Source organism: Streptomyces sp. NRRL F-6492 (assembly GCF_001280125.1).
Lineage (GTDB): Bacteria > Actinomycetota > Actinomycetes > Streptomycetales > Streptomycetaceae > Streptomyces.
The window spans coordinates 1-17197 of record NZ_LGEG01000225.1 but is presented as its reverse complement, the minus strand read 5'-3'; the positions used below and the strand labels follow the sequence as shown (position 1 = coordinate 17197).

Below are 17197 nucleotides of genomic sequence, written 5' to 3'. Positions count from 1 at the left end.
AGGTCACGCACCCGACCGGGGCGTGATGATCTGCCTGTCGGTGGCCCTCCTGCTCGACAGCCCCAGGCCGCTGCTCCTCGGCGAACAGCGGACCCTCTCGCATACGGGCATCGGCTCGTCGTTCCGGCTCGATTTCAAGCGTGACCGGGAAGGGTGCGTCTCGGTCACGTCGAAGAGGACGCCGGTGGGCGGAGTCCGTGTCGAAGACCTCGCGCGGGCGGTTCTCCGTGCCACTGGGGAACTTTCGGAGGAAGGCCTTTCGAGCCTCCCCGCGGCCAGCGGGGCACGGCGCGACTACGTCGCGGCTGTACGGGCTTTCCGCGCGGCGACGGGCATGAGGGCGACAGGAGCGTGAGTCACGACGACGACCGGGGCGCACTCCCCGACGCCTCGCCGGAAGGTCTGGAGCGCCTGCTGTCGGGACGCGAGGCGGAAGCCTGGGCCCCTGGGCGGTGGAACGAGCTGCGGGTCCTCGCCGTCGGTGGCATGCAGCGCCACGACCTCCCCGCCGGGACCAGGATCCGCTGGGGCCGGCTCGCGCTCGCCGCGCTCCCGGGGAAGTACCGGGAGGAGCCGTCCCTCCATTCGGTGGTCGAGGCGGCCCGCGTACGTGCCTACCTGATCCGGGAGTTCGGGCCCGACGACACCGACCCGGCCCGGGATCTCGCCGCGCTCCGGGCGGACGTCGTGCGGAACCTGAGCATGTCGTTGGAGACGGCCGCGCGCCTGGCCGGTGAGTGGCAGGCCCTGCCACGGGAGCAGGTGCTCCGGCTGCGTCGCGTCAAGAACCTGCTGTCCACGCTGCGTCCCGTCCTGCCCCTCCTGGAGGACGGGGACTCCTCCGTGGAGGAGCTCCGCGCCTGGCTGGAGCTCGCTCCGAGACTGCCCTGAGCGGTTCTCCACGGCCCGGCGACCTGACAGAGACGATCCGAACCGCCTGCGAAGTCCGTCACGGGACGGGGCACCCGCTCGGCCGCCCCAGGTGCCGAAACGCCGGAACGGCTCGGAGGGCGGGGCCTGCCCGTCGAGGTCACCGACCCGCTACGGACCTGCGGCTGACGCGGGTGACGAACCCGCAGGGTCTGACCTGGGACTACGCCTACGATCCGGCGGGCCGGACCCTGTCCGAGACGGACTTCGACGGGCGGGTGCTGGGGTACGCGTACGACGGGGCGGGCCGCCGGGTGGGCAGGAGGACGCCGGTCGGTTCGGTCAGCACGTGGGCGTACGACGCGGCGGGCCGCAGGACGAGCCTCACCGCGTCCGGGCGCGAACTGGCCTTCTCCTTCGACGCGCTGGGCCGGGAGGTCGAACGCTCGGTCGCGGACTTCGTGTCGCTGACGTCGTCGTACGACGTGATGAGCCGGCTGACGGGGCAGGAGGTCACGTCGGCCCGGGGCGGCGGCCGTCTCCAGCACCGGGCGTACGACTACCGCCCGGACGGCGGTCTGGTCGCCGTCACGGACGGGCTCTCGGGGACGCGCCGCTTCGACCTGGACGGGGCCGGGCGGGTCACGGCGGTGCGGGCGGACCGGTGGACGGAGCGGTACGCGTACGACGAGGCCGGCAACCAGACGGAGGCGGAGCGGCCGTCGGAGCACCCGGCCCACGCGGCGACGGGCCCGCGCGCGTACGAGGGCACACGGATCACCCGCGCGGGGACGGTCCGCTACGAGCACGACGCCCAGGGCCGGATCGTCCTGCGCCGGAAGACCCGCGTGTCCCGGAAGCCGGACACCTGGCGGTACGCCTGGGACGCGGAGGACCGACTGACGTCGGTGACGACGCCGGACGGCACGGTCTGGAGGTACGCGTACGACCCGCTGGGCCGCCGCATATCCAAACAATCCCCTTCTGAGACGGTCCACTTCACCTGGGACGGTACGACCCTCTGCGAGCAGACGACCGAGAACGTCGTCCTGACCTGGGACCACGCGGGCCTGCGGCCCCTGTCCCAGACGGAACGCCGCACGGACACGGACGACGAGCGCTTCTTCGCCGTCGTCACCGACCTGATCGGCACCCCGACCGAACTCGTCGACGAGTCCGGAGAGTTGGCCTGGCGCACCCGCTCCACCCTCTGGGGCACGACGACCTGGACCCGCGACGCCACGACGTACACCCCGCTCCGCTTCCCGGGCCAGTACTTCGACCCGGAGTCGGGTCTGCACTACAACTACTTCCGGTATTACGACCCGGAGTCGGCGCGGTACCTCTCCCAGGATCCCTTGGGTCTCGCTCCAGCACCGATCAACAAGGACATCAAAGCGGATGATCACAACACCCCCAGAGCGAGGCAGAATGCTCAGCAACTAAAAAGCATAGGGTTTCACGACACCCCAGCCTCACGACAGTACGTGATAGACCATCTGAAAGAAGCGACGAACAACGGATTCGATCGAACCTTAAAGAACCAACGGGGAGAGTTCGGAGAAATTAAATCCGTCATCTACGGACCTCATGGAATTCGCCAGGTGGAGGCAACCTGGCAGCTAATGCCAGATGGAAGTCTAAGGTTTTCCACTGCGATCTTCAAGGGCGGAAATTAACGTGCCACAAGAGCCGTTCTCGGTTCCCGAATCAGCTCGCTTCACGGAATCACTGGGCGTAGAACCCGTAGAAAGCAGCGAGGGCGTCCAAGAAATCGACCTGACAGAGGTGACCGGGGAATACTTGCGGTTCAGCTTCAACCCCGTTGGTCGTTCTATCCGCCTTCTATGGATTCGCGGAGATGGGACCGTAAATATTTTCAGAGAGGGCGCAACGCGCCTTTGGATCGATAATTCAGATGGGAGCACAAGCCTGTGTACCGATTTCTCCATGGGTAACACTCGGGGCTCTCTCAAGCTTAGAGTGTTTCCAAACCCAAGCGTTACGGATGAACTCTTGTTCTGCTGAACTTCACATTCCTCCACCAATTCGCACGCACCGGAGCAACTGTCGATGCAGAGCGAAGGGCCCGGGATCCGAAGATCCCGGGCCCTTCGCAAGTACGTCGTCCTACTTACCGCGCCGCGTCCGGATGCACAGCCTCCGTCACCGGGCGGCTCTCGACCGCCTTCGACTCCACCGGCTTCCGCAGCTGGATGTTCAGCTCGCGCAGGCGGGCCTCCTCCAGTTCCGTGGGGGCGCCCATCATGGTTGGGCTCGTCCGCGAGGAGCATGACGATGCGGTCGACGCCCGGGGCGATGCCGCCGTGCGGCGGGGCGCCGAACTGGAAGGCGCGGAGCATGCCGGCCCCAACGCCAGCAGCGGCCCCATATATCGGATCCAGATCGGACACCAGTTCCAAGACGAGGCTGGAAATCTCTACCACGCCAAGATCGGAAACCCAAACAGCCCGAACTACAACGAGACGGCAATCAACGACACTCACATTCCATGGCCCAGCAATTTGCCGATACCGTACCCACATTGAGCCAGAAGGTAAAACCATGGAAACAAATTACTACGTCGAATTCATCCGAGACCTCCTAAGCCCTGACGAAGCGGTACGCACGGAGGCGAGCGATCGTGTTCAAGACTTCGCGCACCTGCTCTCCGGGACTCAGGCCAGAGTGACGGGTGACCTGATCGCCATGCTGACTCCGCACGAGAAGTCCCGGGTGGCCTTGGAGGCACTCCTACACGCGTTGAGCGATCTTGACGGGTGCGGGAAGCTCGAAGGCGCCGATCTCTCACCCCTGGAAGAAATCTCTGAATCCGCGATCCATGTGGAACACCGCGATTACATGGAGAGCTTCGCCCCGTACATCTCAGGACCGGACGACAGCACAGCAAATTAGGCGCGAGCATTACCCTCTACGAGCAGGACGCGTACCGTAGCGCCAACACCTAAGTAGATCTTCTCGAATCCGACGAATCCTTTTCGGTTCCGCACCGAGGAATCTTCGCAGTACGCCGTACTTACCGACCGGCCGGCGAAAAAGAGAAAGGGGCCCGGAACCGTACCCACGGTTCCGGGCCCCTCGTCAGTGCGTCGTGCGGGCTACTTCGCCGCGTCCGGGCTCACGGAGTCCGTCACCGGGCGGCTCTCGACCGCCTTCGACTCCACCGGCTTGCGCAGCTGGATGTTCAGCTCGCGCAGGCGGGCCTCCTCCAGTTCCGTGGGGGCGCCCATCATGAGGTCCTGGGCGTTGCCGTTGAGTTGGGCTCGTCCGCGAGGAGCATGACGATGCGGTCGACGCCCGGGGCGATGCCGCCGTGCGGCGGGGCGCCGAACTGGAAGGCGCGGAGCATGCCGGCGAACTCGGTCTCGACGGTCTCGCGGGAGTAGCCCGCGATCTCGAAGGCCTTGAACATGATGTCGGGCTCGTGGTTCCGGATCGCGCCGGAGGAGAGCTCGATGCCGTTGCAGACGATGTCGTACTGCCAGCCGAGGACGTCCAGCGGGTCCTGGGTCTCCAGGGCCTCCAGGCCGCCCTGCGGCATCGAGAACGGGTTGTGCGAGAAGTCGATCCTGCCGGTCTCCTCGTCCCGCTCGTACATCGGGAAGTCCACGATCCACGCGAAGCGGAAGACGTTCTCCTCGAACTGGCCCGCGCGCTTGGCGGTCTCGACCCGGACCGGGCCCATGATCTTGGAGACCTCGTCGAACTCGCCGGCGCCGAAGAAGACGGCGTGGCCGGGCTCCAGGCCCAGGCGCTCGGTGAGGACCTTGACGTCGTCCTCGGTGAGGAACTTGGCGATGGGGCCGGTCAGGGCGTTGCCCTCGCCGACGCGGATCCAGGCCAGGCCCTTCGCTCCGAGCGAGATCGCGTAGTCGCCGAGGCCGTCGAAGAACTTGCGCGGCTGGTCGCCGGTGTTCGGGACGGCGAGCGCGCGGACGTGCTTGCCGGCGAACGCCTTGAACTCGGAGTGGGCGAACACGTCGGTGAGGTCGACCAGTTCGAGCGAGGTGCGCAGGTCCGGCTTGTCGTTGCCGTACTTCAGCATCGACTCGCGGAACGGGATCCGCGGGAACGGCGAGGTGACGTGGCGGTCGCCGCCGAACTCCTCGAAGAGCTCCGTCATGAGCTTCTCGATCGGCTGGAAGACGTCCTCCTGCTCGACGAAGCTCATCTCGACGTCGAGCTGGTAGAACTCGCCCGGCGAGCGGTCGGCGCGGGCGTCCTCGTCGCGGAAGCAGGGCGCGATCTGGAAGTAGCGGTCGAAGCCCGAGATCATCAGCAGCTGCTTGAACTGCTGCGGGGCCTGCGGCAGCGCGTAGAACTTGCCCGGGTTGAGGCGGGAGGGGACGACGAAGTCGCGGGCGCCCTCGGGGGAGGTCGCGGTGAGGATCGGGGTCGCCATCTCGTTGAAGCCGAGGGCGACCATCTTGGCGCGGATGGCGGCGATGACGGCCGAGCGCAGCATGATGTTGCGGTGCATGCGCTCGCGGCGCAGGTCGAGGAAGCGGTACTCCAGGCGCCGCTCCTCGTTGACGCCGTCGTCGGCGTTGATGGTGAAGGGGATCTGCTGGGCGGCGCCCAGGATCTCGACCTCGGCGACCTCGACCTCGACCTCGCCGGTGGGCAGCTCGGCGTTGACGTTCTCGGCGCCGCGCGAGACGACCTCGCCGTCGACGCGGACGACGGACTCCTTGGTCAGCTTGTCGAGCGCCTCGTACGCGGCGGTGCCGGGCCGGGCGACGAGCTGCGTGATGCCGTAGTGGTCCCGCAGATCGATGAAGAGGATGCCGCCCAGGTCGCGCCGATTGTGCAGCCAGCCGCTCAGCCGGACGTCGGTGCCGACGTCAGAGGCGCGGAGCTCGCCGCAGGTGTGGGACCTGTACCGATGCATCGTCGTTCATCCAGTCTTCGGGATCGATGGTGAAGGGCTTGACGGTGTCAAGGTTTCCCAGCCTACCGGCCGGGCCGTGATCGCTCCTCGGACACCGTCGGTGGCGGCCCGCGGTCCGGTATTCATAAAGTGGGGCAATGCGCACCGAGGACGTCCTGGCCGCGATCGCGACCGGCCTGTGGCGCTGGGACAACGCGTCCGGGACCGTCTCGCTCGACGCCGAGGCCGCCCGGCTGCTCGGGCTGCCCGCCGAGCCCGTACGGCTCAGCGAGGCGGCCGTGCGCTCGCGTTTCCATCCGGTCGACTGGAACGAGATCGACGGCGTGGTGAACCTCGCCGTCGCCGAGGAGACCCTCGCCGAGTCCCGGCTGCGGATCATGGACGAGCACGGACGGGTGATCCGTACGGTACGGAGCCGGTCGAAGCCGCTGGTCGAGGGGGACGACTACCAGCTGGTCGGCACCCTCCAGGAGGTCGCCGAGCAGGCGCCGGGCACCGCCGTCCGCACTCCGGTCACCGGCGACTGGCGCCGCTCCCGGGAGGCCTTCCTGCTCGACGCGGGCCGGGCGCTCGCCGAGGCGCGGTCGACGGCCGAGGTGCTGCGGGTGGCCGCCTCCCTGTCCATGCCGGGCTTCTCGCCGGACGGGCTCGCCGTCTTCGGGGCGGCGGGCGACCGGCTGACGGTCATCGGGCACCACGGGCAGAGCCGGGACGACGAGGGGCCCTTCGCGTCGATGTCGCTCGACACCGACTACCCGGCGGCCGAGGTGGTCCGCACGGGCCGGGCGATCTACCTGCCGTCGCCCGAGGAGTACCTGCGCCGCTTCCCCGTGACCTGGCCGCTCGCCCGGCGCTTCGGGCGCCGCTCCTGGGCCTTCGTGCCGCTGGTCGTCGCCGGGCGCACGATGGGGGCCTGGATGGCGGCCTTCAAGCACCCGGTGGCCTTCACGCCCGACGAGCGGTCGGTGCTCACGACGGTGGCGCGGATGCTGGCGCAGGCCCTCGCACGCGCGGGCGTGGCGGAGTCGGAGCGCGAGCTGTCGCTCGGCCTCCAGCGGACGATGATGCCGGTCCTGGGGCCGGGGATCCCCGGGATCCGGATCGCCGCCCGGTACGTGCCGACCGGCGGCGGGCTCCAGGTCGGCGGCGACTGGTACGACGTGATCCGGCTGCCCGGCGGCGCCTCGCGGCCCGCCGGGGGCGGCGCGGGCCGGATCGCCCTGGTCATCGGGGACGTGCAGGGGCACGACGTGCGGGCGGCGGGCCTGATGGGGCAGCTGCGGATCGCCCTGCGCGCGTACGCCTCCGAGGGGCACCGGCCGGACGCGGTCCTCTCCCGGGCCTCGCGCTTCCTGTACGGGATCACGGACGGCGACGACGGGGACGCGGACGGCGGCCCGCGCTTCGCGACCTGTCTGTACCTGGAGGTCGACCTGGAGACGGGGGTGGTGGACATCGCGCGGGCGGGGCACCCGGACCCGGCGGTGCGGACGAACGACGGAACGGTCCTGCTGCGGCCCACGGCCGGCGGCCTGCCCCTCGGCATCGTCCCCGACACCGACTACCCCACCACCCGGATCGCCCTCGACCCCGGCGAGACCCTGATGATCTGCACCGACGGCCTGCTGGAGACCGGCGGGCACGATCTGGACAGCGGCTGGGAGCGGGCCAGGAAGCTCCTGGAGTCCCACGACGGCGAGGACCTGGAGGACCTCGCCGACACCCTCGTGGAGGCCGTCCACGGCCCCGGCTCGCACCACACCACGGGCCCGCTCGCGGACCGGCGCGAGGACGACATCGCCGTCCTGCTGCTCTCCCGCCGCCCCGCCGGCGCCGTGCGGGAGGCCCCGCGCCGCACCCTGATGACGATCGCCCAGGCGGAGCCGGAGCGGATCGCGGAGGCCCGGGAGCAGGTGCGGCAGCTGCTGCACGACTGGGCGGACGGGGACCAGCTCGACTCGGCGGTCCTGATGGTCTCCGAGATGGTCACCAACGTCCTCGTCCACACGGACGGCGACGCGCTCCTGGTCGCGGAGGTCGCCTGCGGCGAGAGGTCCCGGCGGCTGCGCGTGGAGGTCTCCGACACCAGCGACGAGCTGCCGCACCGGCGCCGGCCGGGCGAGATGGCGTCCAGCGGGCGCGGCCTGGTCCTGATGGAGATGCTGGCGCACGCGTGGGGCGTCGACCCGCGCGGCGAGGGCAAGTCGATCTGGTTCGAGCTGCGCGAGGCGGGGCCGGCGGAGGGCCGCCGCGGCTAGGGCCTGTCCGGCGGACACTCCCTAGGGCGTGTCCGGCCGGTCGGGGTTCCCCGAGCCGTACCGCCCCCGCAGCTCCCCCAGCACCCCCGTCGCGGCGGCCGTCAGGGGGACGGCGAGGAGCATGCCGAGGATGCCCGCGACGGAGGCGCCGGCCGTGATCGCGAGCATGACGGCGGCCGGGTGCATGTGGACGGTCCTGCTCTGGACCACGGGCTGGAGCAGGTGGCCCTCGATGACCTGGACGGCGAGGACGACGCCGAGCGCCCACAGGGCGATGACGAAGCCCCGGTCCGCGAGGGCGACGAGGACCGCGACCGCGCCGGAGAGGAAGGCGCCGAGGTAGGGGATGTACGCGGTGACGAAGACGAGCGCCGCGAGCCCGACCGCCCCGGGGACGCGGAGCACGAGCAGCCCGGTGCCGATGAGGGTCGCGTCGACGAGGGCGATGAAGGTCGTGCCGCGCATGAAGCCCTCGACGGCCTCGAAGGCGCGGCGCGCCATGGCCTCGGCGGTGTCTCCGGTCGTGCGGGGGACGAGGGAGCGCAGGGCCCCGGCGGCCCGGTCGGAGTCGCGCAGGAAGAAGAAGATGAGGAGCAGCGCGAGGACGGCGGTGGCGATGAGCTGGCCGACGACGCTGATGCCGGAGATCACCCCGGAGGCGGCGGTGCCGCCGAAGCGCTTGAGGAGGCTCTCGGCGTTCCCGCTGAGGTCGTCGAGGGAGGTCCCGGCCGCGCCGAAGTGCTTCGCGATGTCCTCGGCGGCCTGCCGGAGCGAGGCGACGATCTGGTCGCCGGTGTCGATGAGGGCGGCGACGACGATGTACGCGGCGCCGCCGACGACCGCGAGGACGGCGAGGACGGTGAGCCCGGCGGCGAGGGACTTCTGGACCTTCATCCGCAGCAGGCGCCGGTAGAGGGGGCCGAGGAGGGCGGTGCCGAGGATCGCGAGCAGGACGGGGGTGACGGCCGTCTTGAGGACGACGCACAGCCAGACGCCGACGGCGGCGACCCCGGCGACGAGCAGCAGGACGGCGCACCAGGCGGCGACCCGGCGGGCGGGTTCGGGAAGGAGGTGTCCGGCGGTGGGCGTCTGCACCCGACCACCGGACCACGCCGCCCGGCGCGGCGTCGCGCGCTGACGGCCCGTACGGGTGACGGCGCGTCAGGGGAGGGCGTACGGGCCGGGGCGCGCGCCCCGGCCCGTAACCCCGTGCTCCTTACTCGCCCATCCCGTGGACCGCCGGGATCGTGCCGAGGCGGCCCGCCTGGAAGTCCTCGAAGGCCTGGCGCAGTTCGGCCTGGGTGTTCATGACGAACGGGCCGTAGTGGGCCATGGGCTCGCGGATCGGGCGCCCGCCGAGGAGGACGACCTCCAGGTCCGGGGTGTTGCCGTCCTGCTTCTCGTCGGCGCGGACGGTCAGGGCGCCTCCCTTGCCGAAGACGGCGGTCCGGCCGGTGTGGACCGGCCGCCGCTCGGCGCCGACGGTGCCGCGGCCCGCGAGCACGTACGCGAGGCCGTTGAAGTCCTCCCGCCAGGGCAGGACGACCTCGGCGCCGGGGCGCAGGGTGGCGTGGATCATCGTGATCGGGGTGTGGGTGATGCCGGGGCCCTCGTGGCCGTCGAGTTCGCCCGCGATGACGCGGAGCAGCGCGCCGCCGTCGGGGGAGGTGAGCAGCTGGACCTGGCCGCCGCGGATGTCCTGGTAGCGGGGGGCCATCATCTTGTCGGCGGCCGGCAGGTTCACCCACAGCTGGAGGCCGTGGAAGAGGCCGCCGCTGACGACGAGGGACTCCGGCGGCGCCTCGATGTGGAGGAGGCCGGCGCCGGCGGTCATCCACTGGGTGTCGCCGTTGGTGATGGTGCCGCCGCCGCCCTGGGAGTCCTGGTGGTCGAAGGTGCCGTCGATGATGTAGGTGACGGTCTCGAAGCCGCGGTGGGGGTGCCAGGGCGTGCCCTTGGGCTCTCCGGGCGCGTACTCCACCTCGCCCATCTGGTCCATCATGATGAACGGGTCGAGGTACTGGTGGTTGATCCCCGCGAACGCCCGGCGGACCGGGAAGCCCTCTCCCTCGAATCCGGAGGGGGCCGTGGTCACGGCGAGCACGGGACGGGCCGGGGCGTCGGCGGGGGCGGCGACGCGCGGCAGGGTGAGCGGGTTCTCGACAGTCACGGCGGGCATGGCGGGACCTCCTTGGGCGACCTTGCACGTCCACTTTAGTTGAACGCTGAACTTTCTGCCACCCGGAACGCGGAACGCCCGGGAGACATTCCCCGACTGTCCTGAAGTCGCTCACCCCCGCGGGTGAAGGCCGCCTCCGCGCGCCCTCCCGCTCGGGCACGCTGGCTCCGCCGGGCGGGCCGCCCGGCACCCGGAAGCCCCCGAAGGAGCGCGCATGCCGACCTGCCCGGAGAACCTGAAGTACACGAAGGACCACGAGTGGGTGGAGACGCGGGGCGGCGGCCGCGTGCGCGTCGGCATCACCGACTTCGCGCAGAAGCAGCTCGGGGACATCGTGTTCGTCGAGAACCAGGCGGTGGACAGCAGGGTGGAGGCGGGGGACCCGGCCGGCTCCCTGGAGTCGGTCAAGGCGGTCTCCGAGCTGTACGCGCCCCTCTCCGGCCGGGTGGCCGCCGTGAACGGCGACCTCGACTCCGACCCCGACTGGATCAACAACGACCCGTACGGCGACGGCTGGATCTTCGAGATCGAGATCGACGACGCGGGGGCCCTCGACGGGCTGCTCAGCGCCGCGTAGTACGAGGAGTTCACGGTCGAGGGCGACGCCGGGTAGCCCCCGGCGCACGCGCGGACGGGCCCGGCCCCCCTCGGCGGGGGTGCCGGGCCCGTCCGGTCCCGCCCGCGTCAGCCGTACATCCGCCGCATCGCGAAGTCGACCATCTGCTCCACGGCCTTCGCGTCGAAGACCATGCGGTGGTCGCCCTCCATGTCGAGGACGAAGCCGTAGCCGGTCGGCAGCAGGTCGATCACCTCGGCGCCGGTGATCACGAAGTACTTCGACTCCTTGCCCGCGTACCGCCGCAGCTCCTTGAGCGAGGTGAACATGGGGATGACCGGCTGCTGGGTGTTGTGCAGGGCCAGGAAACCGGGGTTGTCGCCGCGCGGGCAGTAGACCTTGGAGGTCGCGAAGATCTGCTGGAAGTCCTCGGCGGCCAGGGTGCCGGTAGTGAAGGCGCGCACGGCGTCCGCGAGGGAGGGCGGCGAGGGCTCCGGGTAGAGCGGGGCCTGCTGCCCGTACCCGCCCTGCATGCCGGCCTGCATCCCGTCCTGCTGGGGCGGGATGTACTGCTGCTGGGCGGCACTACCGTCCGCGTGCTGGCCGTATCCGTACATGGGGGCAGCCTATCGAGCGCCGGGGGGCCGCCGGGGGGCCGCGCCCCTTACCCGCCGGTACGTCCGACGGCGCCGGACGCGTGGGCCGCACGGGGCCCGTGGGGCCTGCGGGGCAAGGGAGAGGGGCGAGTCACGTCACAGATGCCCGCCAGGGGTTGCCCTTATTACTGACGGGTAGCATCATGGTGGAGAGCGTTTTGCTACTCACTGGTACGTGTACGAGGAACCTCCCTCCCCGAGCCTTACGGAGCCGTCGCCATGGGGCACTACAAGTCGAATCTCCGCGACATCGAGTTCAACCTCTTCGAGGTCCTCGGCCGCGACAAGGTGTACGGCACCGGTCCGTTCGAGGAGATGGACGTCGAGACCGCCAAGAGCATCCTCGACGAGATCCGCCGCCTCGCCGAGAACGAGCTCGCGGAGTCCTTCGCCGACGCCGACCGCAACCCGCCGGTCTTCGACCCCGAGACCAACACCGCCCCGGTCCCGGCCACCTTCAAGAAGTCGTACGACGCCTTCATGGAGTCCGAGTACTGGCGTCTGGGCATCCCGGAGGAGATCGGCGGCACCGTCTCCCCGCGCTCCCTGATCTGGGCCTACGCGGAGCTGCTGCTCGGCTCGAACCCGGCCATCTGGATGTACTCCTCCGGCCCGGCCTTCGCCGGCATCCTCCACAACGAGGGCAACGAGGCGCAGAAGAAGGTCGCGCGGATCGCCGTCGAGAAGCGCTGGGGCTCCACCATGGTCCTCACCGAGCCCGACGCGGGCTCGGACGTCGGCGCCGGCCGCACCAAGGCGGTCCAGCAGGAGGACGGCACCTGGCACATCGAGGGCGTCAAGCGCTTCATCACCTCCGGTGAGCACGACATGGAGGAGAACATCCTCCACTACGTCCTCGCCCGCCCCGAGGGCGCCGGCCCCGGCACCAAGGGCCTCTCGCTCTTCCTCGTGCCGAAGTACGAGTTCGACTGGGAGACCGGCGAGCTGGGCGCCCGCAACGGCGCGTACGCCACCAACGTCGAGCACAAGATGGGCCTCAAGGCCTCCAACACGTGCGAGATGACCTTCGGCGACAAGCACCCCGCCAAGGGCTGGCTCATCGGCGACAAGCACGACGGCATCCGCCAGATGTTCCTCATCATCGAGTTCGCCCGCATGATGGTCGGCACGAAGGCGATCTCCACCCTCTCCACGGGCTACCTCAACGCCCTGGAGTACGCCAAGGAGCGCGTCCAGGGCACCGACCTGGCGAACTTCATGGACAAGGCCGCGCCCAAGGTCACCATCACGCACCACCCGGACGTCCGCCGCTCGCTGATGACGCAGAAGGCGTACGCCGAGGGCATGCGCTCCCTCGTCCTCTACACGGCCTCCGTGCAGGACGAGATCGCGCTCAAGGAGGCGGCCGGCGAGGACGCCAAGGCGCTGCACGGCCTCAACGACCTGCTGCTCCCGATCGTGAAGGGCTACGGCTCCGAGAAGGGCTACGAGCAGCTCGCGCAGTCGCTCCAGACCTTCGGCGGTTCCGGCTTCCTCCAGGAGTACCCGATCGAGCAGTACATCCGGGACGCCAAGATCGACACCCTCTACGAGGGCACCACGGCCATCCAGGGCCAGGACTTCTTCTTCCGGAAGATCGTGCGCGACCAGGGCGCGGCCCTGAACACGCTGTCCGAGGAGATCAAGAAGTTCCTCGCGGTCGGCACCGGCGGCGAGGAGCTGGCCGGCGCCCGCGACGCGCTCGCCAAGGCGGCCGTCGACCTGGAGGCCATCGTCGGCACGATGATCACCGACCTCACCGCCACCGGCGAGGACGTCAAGAACATCTACAAGGTCGGCCTGAACACCACCCGCCTGCTGCTCGCCTCCGGCGACGTCGTCGTCGGCTACCTGCTGCTGCGCGGCGCCACCGTGGCCGCCGAGAAGCTGGCCGCCGGCGCCTCCGGCAAGGACGTCGCCTTCTACCAGGGCAAGATCGCGGCCGCGAAGTTCTTCGCCGCGAACGTCCTGCCGGGCGTCTCCGCCGAGCGCGCGCTCGCCGAGGGCGTCGACGGCGCGCTGATGGACCTGGACGAGGCCGCGTTCTAGGACGCCCCAGGGCGTTTGGGAGCACTTCTCGTCCATACAAGGAACGGCTCGTCCCCGGGGAGGGGGGCGGGCCGTTCCCTTTGCCCGGAGCGGATCGCTCCCCCTCCCCGTCGCCCCCCGGCGCTCCTCCGGGGGGCCGTCCCCGCGTTCCGGACCCTGCGTAAGGTGAACCCATGAGCAGCGCAGCTTCCCGTACCACCGCCGGCCCCTTCGACCGCGGGCACACCGACGACCTCATGGCCTTCCTGTCGGCCTCCCCCTCGCCGTACCACGCGGTGGCGAACGCGGCGGAGCGGCTGGAGAAGGCCGGATTCCGCCGGGTCGAGGAGACCGCCGCCTGGGACGCGACGAGCGGCGGGAAGTACGTGGTCCGCGGCGGCGCGATCATCGCCTGGTACGTGCCGGAGGGCGCCGCCGCCCACACCCCGTACCGGATCGTCGGCGCCCACACCGACTCGCCCAACCTGCGCGTGAAGCCGCGCCCCGACATGGGCTCGCAGGGCTGGCGGCAGGTCGCCGTCGAGATCTACGGCGGCACCCTCCTCAACACCTGGCTCGACCGCGACCTCGGCCTCGCGGGCCGCCTCACCCTCCGTGACGGCAGCCACCGCCTGGTCGACGTCGACCGGCCGCTGCTGCGCGTCCCGCAGCTCGCCATCCACCTCGACCGGCAGGCCAACGACGGCCTGAAGCTCGACCGCCAGCGCCACATGCAGCCCGTCTGGGGCATCGGCGACGTCCACGAGGGCGACCTGATCTCCTTCGTCGCCGAGGAGGCGGGCGTCGACGCCGAGGACGTCACCGGCTGGGACCTGATGGTCCACGCCGTGGAGGCCCCCGCCTACCTGGGCCGCGACCGCGAGCTGCTCGCCGGGCCGCGCATGGACAACCTGCTCTCCGTGCACGCCGGCACCGCCGCGCTCGCCTCCCTCGCGGGCCGCGACGACCTGCCGTACATCCCGGTCCTCGCCGCCTTCGACCACGAGGAGAACGGCTCCGAGGCCGACACCGGTGCCCAGGGGCCCCTGCTCGGCAACGTCCTGGAGCGCTCGGTGTACGCCCGGGGCGGCTCCTACGAGGACCGGGCGCGCGCCTTCGCCGGCACCGTCTGCCTCTCCTCCGACACCGGTCACGCGGTCCACCCCAACTACGCGGAGCGGCACGACCCGACGCACCACCCGCGCGTCAACGGCGGCCCGATCCTCAAGGTGAACGTCAACCAGCGCTACGCCACCGACGGCAGCGGCCGGGCCGTCTTCGCCGCCGCCTGCGAGAAGGCGGGCGTGCCCTGGCAGTCCTTCGTCTCCAACAACGACATGCCCTGCGGCACCACGATCGGCCCGATCACGGCCGCCCGCCACGGCATCAGGACCGTGGACATCGGCGTCGCGATCCTCTCCATGCACAGCGCCCGCGAACTGTGCGGCGCACAGGACCCGTACCTCCTCGCGAACGCGCTGGTCGCCTTCCTGGAGGGCTGAGCCCGGGGCGGTCCCGTGCGGGGCCGTTCGCGAGACGTCCGGTTCGGAAACATCCGGTTCGGAAACATCCGCGAAAGGTCCCGCCCGGCAGGCTCGTCCCCATGCACCGTCATGAGGGTCCGCCGCCGCGGAAGTCCGTCCCGTTCGCCGTCGTCGCCGTGCTCCTCGCCCTGACCGGGGCGGGGCTGCTGGTCGGGACGTACAACGACCGGCCGCCGTGGGGCACGGACATCGCGTACGAGGGCGGGTACGTCCTGGCCTCCCGGATCCGCGGGTACGACGTGGACGGGTCGCGGACGAAGGCGCTGCTCGCCGGGGAGTGCGCGCGCATGGAGCGGGACGGCATGGGCGGCGACCGGGCCGTCCACGACCCGGCCGCCTGGGTGGACGGCTGCCTGGACGGGGCCGCGGGGCGCCCGTCCAGGAACCAGGGGCTCGTCCGTTAGGCCTGCTCGTCCATGCCCGCGAGGATCAGCGGCAGGCGGGAGGCGCCCGCGTCCGTGACCTTCACCGGGACGCCCCAGTCCTGCTGGTGGACGTGGCAGGCCGGGTACTCGTTGGCGGGGTCGTCGTCGCAGGACGCGGCCATCGCCGAGACGTGCAGGACGCCCTCGGTGACCTCCGGGTTCAGGTCGAGGTCCCGGAAGAGGTCCGTGCCCGTTCCCTCGCCGCCGAGCAGCAGCTCCGGCGGGGTCGAGGAGACCAGGAGCCGGGTCGAGGGGCCGTAGCGCTCGTCCAGCTTCTGGCCGGTCGGGGCCCGGAAGACGACGTCGAGGCGGAGGCGGCCGGGAGCGACCTCGGTGGCCTCGCGCCGGGTGCGGTGGGCGACCGCCTCGACCCGGACGGCCTCCTCGGGCAGCCGCAGCCGGGTCAGCCGGTGCCGGGCGGACTCGACGACCACGATGTCCCCGTCCACCAGGACCGCGTCGCTCGGCTCGCGCAGGTCGGTGGCGAGCGTGGTGACCTCGCCGGTGGCGGGGTCGTAGCGGCGCAGGGCGTGGTTGTACGTGTCGCCGACGGCGACCGAGCCGTCGGGCAGGGCGGTCACGCCCAGCGGGTGCTGGAACAGCGCCTGGCCGGCGTCGCCGTCGCGGTGGCCGAAGTCGAAGAGCCCGGTGCCGACGGCGGTGCGCACGATCCCCTCGGTGTCGATCCAGCGCAGGGAGCTGGTCTCGGAGTCCGCGATCCACAGCCGGTCGCCGGCGGCCGCGAGCCCGGAGGGCTGGGCGAACCAGGCCTCGGCGGCGGGCCCGTCGACCAGGCCCTCGTTCGTGGTGCCGGCCGCGACCCCGACGGTCCCGGTCTCCGGGTCGTACGTCCACAGCTGGTGGACGCCGGCCATGGCGATCCACACCTTCCCCTGCCACCAGGCCACGTCCCACGGCGAGGACAGGTCGACCTCCAGGGCGGGGCCGGAGGTCGGGGAGCCCTGCCACCACTGCCTGCCGGTGCCGGCGATCCGCTCGATCGCGCCGGTCTCCGGGTCGTACGTGCGCAGGGCGTGGTTCACGGTGTCGGCGACGACGACCTTGCCGTCGGGGAGCCGCACGAGCCCCTGCGGCTCGCGGAAGACGCCCTCGCCGACGCGCTTCACGACGGTCTCGCCGTCCGCCGCCAGCTCGACCAGCTGGTGCCGGGTGGTGTCGGAGACCAGGAAGTTCCCGGACGGGAGCGTGATCGCCTTGCCGGGGAAGCGCAGGACGGTGTCGGCAGGCTCCGGCGGCACGTACGGCCCGTCGCCGCGCCGCAGCGTCCCCTTGGCCGCGTGCTCGGCCTCCAGCTCCTCGACCAGGGTCCGGATCGCGTTGGCGTGGCCCTCGCCCGCGTGCTGGGCGACGACGTACCCCTCGGGGTCGATCACGACGAGCGTCGGCCAGGCGCGCACGGCGTACTGCTTCCAGGTCGCGAGCTCCGGGTCGTCCAGTACGGGGTGGTGCACCTCGTACCGCTCGACGGCGTCCACCACGGCCCGGTGGTCGGCCTCGTGCACGAACTTCGGCGAGTGCACCCCGACGATCACCAGGGTGTCGCGGTGCTTCTCCTCCAGGTCGCGCAGCTCGTCGAGGACGTGCAGGCAGTTGACGCAGCAGAAGGTCCAGAAGTCGAGAAGGACGATCTTCCCCCGCAGGTCGGCGAGGGTCGGCTCTTCTCCGCCGGTGTTCAGCCAGCCGCCCTTGCCGATCAGCTCGGGGGCGCGGACACGGGCACGTCGGGGCGCGGGGGTGGGCGCGGGATC

13 protein-coding genes and 3 pseudogenes are annotated in these 17197 nt (G+C 70.8%); 10 read left to right on the top strand and 6 right to left on the bottom strand.

The features are described from left to right. Positions 1 to 40 precede the first annotated feature (40 nt). The 3 genes and pseudogenes from ADL08_RS21110 to ADL08_RS21100 all read left to right on the top strand — a co-directional run. Positions 41 to 355: a hypothetical protein gene (locus ADL08_RS21110; protein WP_159043110.1), complete on the top strand. Its 315-nt coding sequence runs from the start codon at positions 41 to 43 to the stop codon at positions 353 to 355. Continuing rightward, positions 352 to 891, top strand: a complete 540-nt coding sequence (locus tag ADL08_RS38315) for a hypothetical protein (RefSeq protein WP_053645290.1) — start codon at positions 352 to 354, stop codon at positions 889 to 891. The genes ADL08_RS21110 and ADL08_RS38315 overlap by 4 nt, the downstream gene beginning before the upstream one ends. A 116-nt stretch (positions 892 to 1007) precedes the next feature. Next, positions 1008 to 2549 (top strand): annotated as a pseudogene (locus ADL08_RS21100) (RHS repeat-associated core domain-containing protein); the annotation flags it as partial. Positions 2550 to 3004: 455 nt separating this feature from the next. Here the strand turns inward: ADL08_RS21100 and ADL08_RS38310 are convergent. Continuing rightward, positions 3005 to 3239 (bottom strand): annotated as a pseudogene (locus ADL08_RS38310) (amino acid--tRNA ligase-related protein); the annotation flags it as partial. Between ADL08_RS38310 and ADL08_RS38305 the strand changes: the two are divergent. Continuing rightward, positions 3198 to 3419: a polymorphic toxin type 30 domain-containing protein gene (locus ADL08_RS38305; RefSeq protein ID WP_078968347.1), complete on the top strand. Its 222-nt coding sequence runs from the start codon at positions 3198 to 3200 to the stop codon at positions 3417 to 3419. The pseudogene ADL08_RS38310 and the gene ADL08_RS38305 overlap by 42 nt on opposite strands. Before the next feature lie 16 nt (positions 3420 to 3435). After that, a complete protein-coding gene (locus ADL08_RS21095; protein WP_053645285.1) occupies positions 3436 to 3786 on the top strand; it encodes a hypothetical protein in 351 nt (116 codons plus the stop codon). A 203-nt stretch (positions 3787 to 3989) separates the two neighbouring features. Here the strand turns inward: ADL08_RS21095 and aspS are convergent. Then, positions 3990 to 5782: pseudogene (gene aspS / locus ADL08_RS21090) on the bottom strand (aspartate--tRNA ligase). Between the two features lie 137 nt (positions 5783 to 5919). On the opposite strand from aspS, the gene ADL08_RS21085 reads away from it, so the two are divergent. Then, positions 5920 to 8040: an ATP-binding SpoIIE family protein phosphatase gene (locus tag ADL08_RS21085; RefSeq protein ID WP_053645283.1), complete on the top strand. Its 2121-nt coding sequence runs from the start codon at positions 5920 to 5922 to the stop codon at positions 8038 to 8040. A gap of 21 nt (positions 8041 to 8061) precedes the next feature. Here the strand turns inward: ADL08_RS21085 and ADL08_RS21080 are convergent, their stop codons facing one another. Then, positions 8062 to 9135 (bottom strand): AI-2E family transporter, encoded by a 1074-nt coding sequence (locus tag ADL08_RS21080; protein ID WP_053645281.1) that lies wholly within the window; start codon positions 9133 to 9135, stop codon positions 8062 to 8064. A 121-nt stretch (positions 9136 to 9256) separates the two neighbouring features. Further along, the gene (locus tag ADL08_RS21075) at positions 9257 to 10219 is read right to left on the bottom strand and encodes a pirin family protein (protein ID WP_053645279.1); all 963 of its coding nucleotides are present in this window, start codon (positions 10217 to 10219) and stop codon (positions 9257 to 9259) included. Between the two features lie 214 nt (positions 10220 to 10433). Between ADL08_RS21075 and gcvH the strand changes: the two genes are divergently transcribed. Then, positions 10434 to 10796: a glycine cleavage system protein GcvH gene (gene gcvH, locus ADL08_RS21070; protein WP_053645278.1), complete on the top strand. Its 363-nt coding sequence runs from the start codon at positions 10434 to 10436 to the stop codon at positions 10794 to 10796. Between the two features lie 107 nt (positions 10797 to 10903). Here the strand turns inward: gcvH and ADL08_RS21065 are convergent, their stop codons facing one another. Beyond that, positions 10904 to 11392 carry an SseB family protein gene (locus ADL08_RS21065; RefSeq protein ID WP_053645275.1) on the bottom strand — a complete coding sequence of 163 codons (489 nt, stop codon included), beginning with the start codon at positions 11390 to 11392 and terminating at the stop codon, positions 10904 to 10906. Positions 11393 to 11650: 258 nt separating this feature from the next. On the opposite strand from ADL08_RS21065, the gene ADL08_RS21060 reads away from it, so the two are divergent. The 3 genes from ADL08_RS21060 to ADL08_RS21050 all read left to right on the top strand — a co-directional run bounded on the left by ADL08_RS21060 (position 11651) and on the right by ADL08_RS21050 (position 15407). Continuing rightward, complete coding sequence (locus ADL08_RS21060) at positions 11651 to 13480, top strand: acyl-CoA dehydrogenase (RefSeq protein ID WP_053645273.1); 1830 nt, start codon at positions 11651 to 11653, stop codon at positions 13478 to 13480. Positions 13481 to 13653: 173 nt separating this feature from the next. Then, a complete protein-coding gene (locus ADL08_RS21055) occupies positions 13654 to 14961 on the top strand; it encodes a M18 family aminopeptidase (protein WP_053645271.1) in 1308 nt (435 codons plus the stop codon). 101 nt (positions 14962 to 15062) lie between these two features. After that, complete coding sequence (locus ADL08_RS21050) at positions 15063 to 15407, top strand: hypothetical protein (protein ID WP_053645270.1); 345 nt, start codon at positions 15063 to 15065, stop codon at positions 15405 to 15407. Here the strand turns inward: ADL08_RS21050 and ADL08_RS21045 are convergent. Continuing rightward, on the bottom strand, positions 15404 to 17197 hold a 1794-nt coding region (locus tag ADL08_RS21045; RefSeq protein ID WP_053645267.1), incomplete at its 5' end, for an NHL domain-containing thioredoxin family protein. The genes ADL08_RS21050 and ADL08_RS21045 overlap by 4 nt on opposite strands.

Excerpts from the sequence above, each read along its gene's own strand:
- ADL08_RS21075 (WP_053645279.1), bottom strand. The coding sequence starts at position 10,219 with ATGCCCGCCGTGACTGTCGAGAACCCGCTCACCCTGCCGCGCGTCGCC.
- ADL08_RS21095 (WP_053645285.1), top strand. The coding sequence starts at position 3,436 with ATGGAAACAAATTACTACGTCGAATTCATCCGAGACCTCCTAAGCCCT.
- ADL08_RS21060 (WP_053645273.1), top strand. The coding sequence starts at position 11,651 with ATGGGGCACTACAAGTCGAATCTCCGCGACATCGAGTTCAACCTCTTC.
- gcvH (WP_053645278.1), top strand. The coding sequence starts at position 10,434 with ATGCCGACCTGCCCGGAGAACCTGAAGTACACGAAGGACCACGAGTGG.
- ADL08_RS21065 (WP_053645275.1), bottom strand. The coding sequence starts at position 11,392 with ATGTACGGATACGGCCAGCACGCGGACGGTAGTGCCGCCCAGCAGCAG.
- ADL08_RS21055 (WP_053645271.1), top strand. The coding sequence starts at position 13,654 with ATGAGCAGCGCAGCTTCCCGTACCACCGCCGGCCCCTTCGACCGCGGG.
- ADL08_RS21050 (WP_053645270.1), top strand. The coding sequence starts at position 15,063 with ATGCACCGTCATGAGGGTCCGCCGCCGCGGAAGTCCGTCCCGTTCGCC.
- ADL08_RS21085 (WP_053645283.1), top strand. The coding sequence starts at position 5,920 with ATGCGCACCGAGGACGTCCTGGCCGCGATCGCGACCGGCCTGTGGCGC.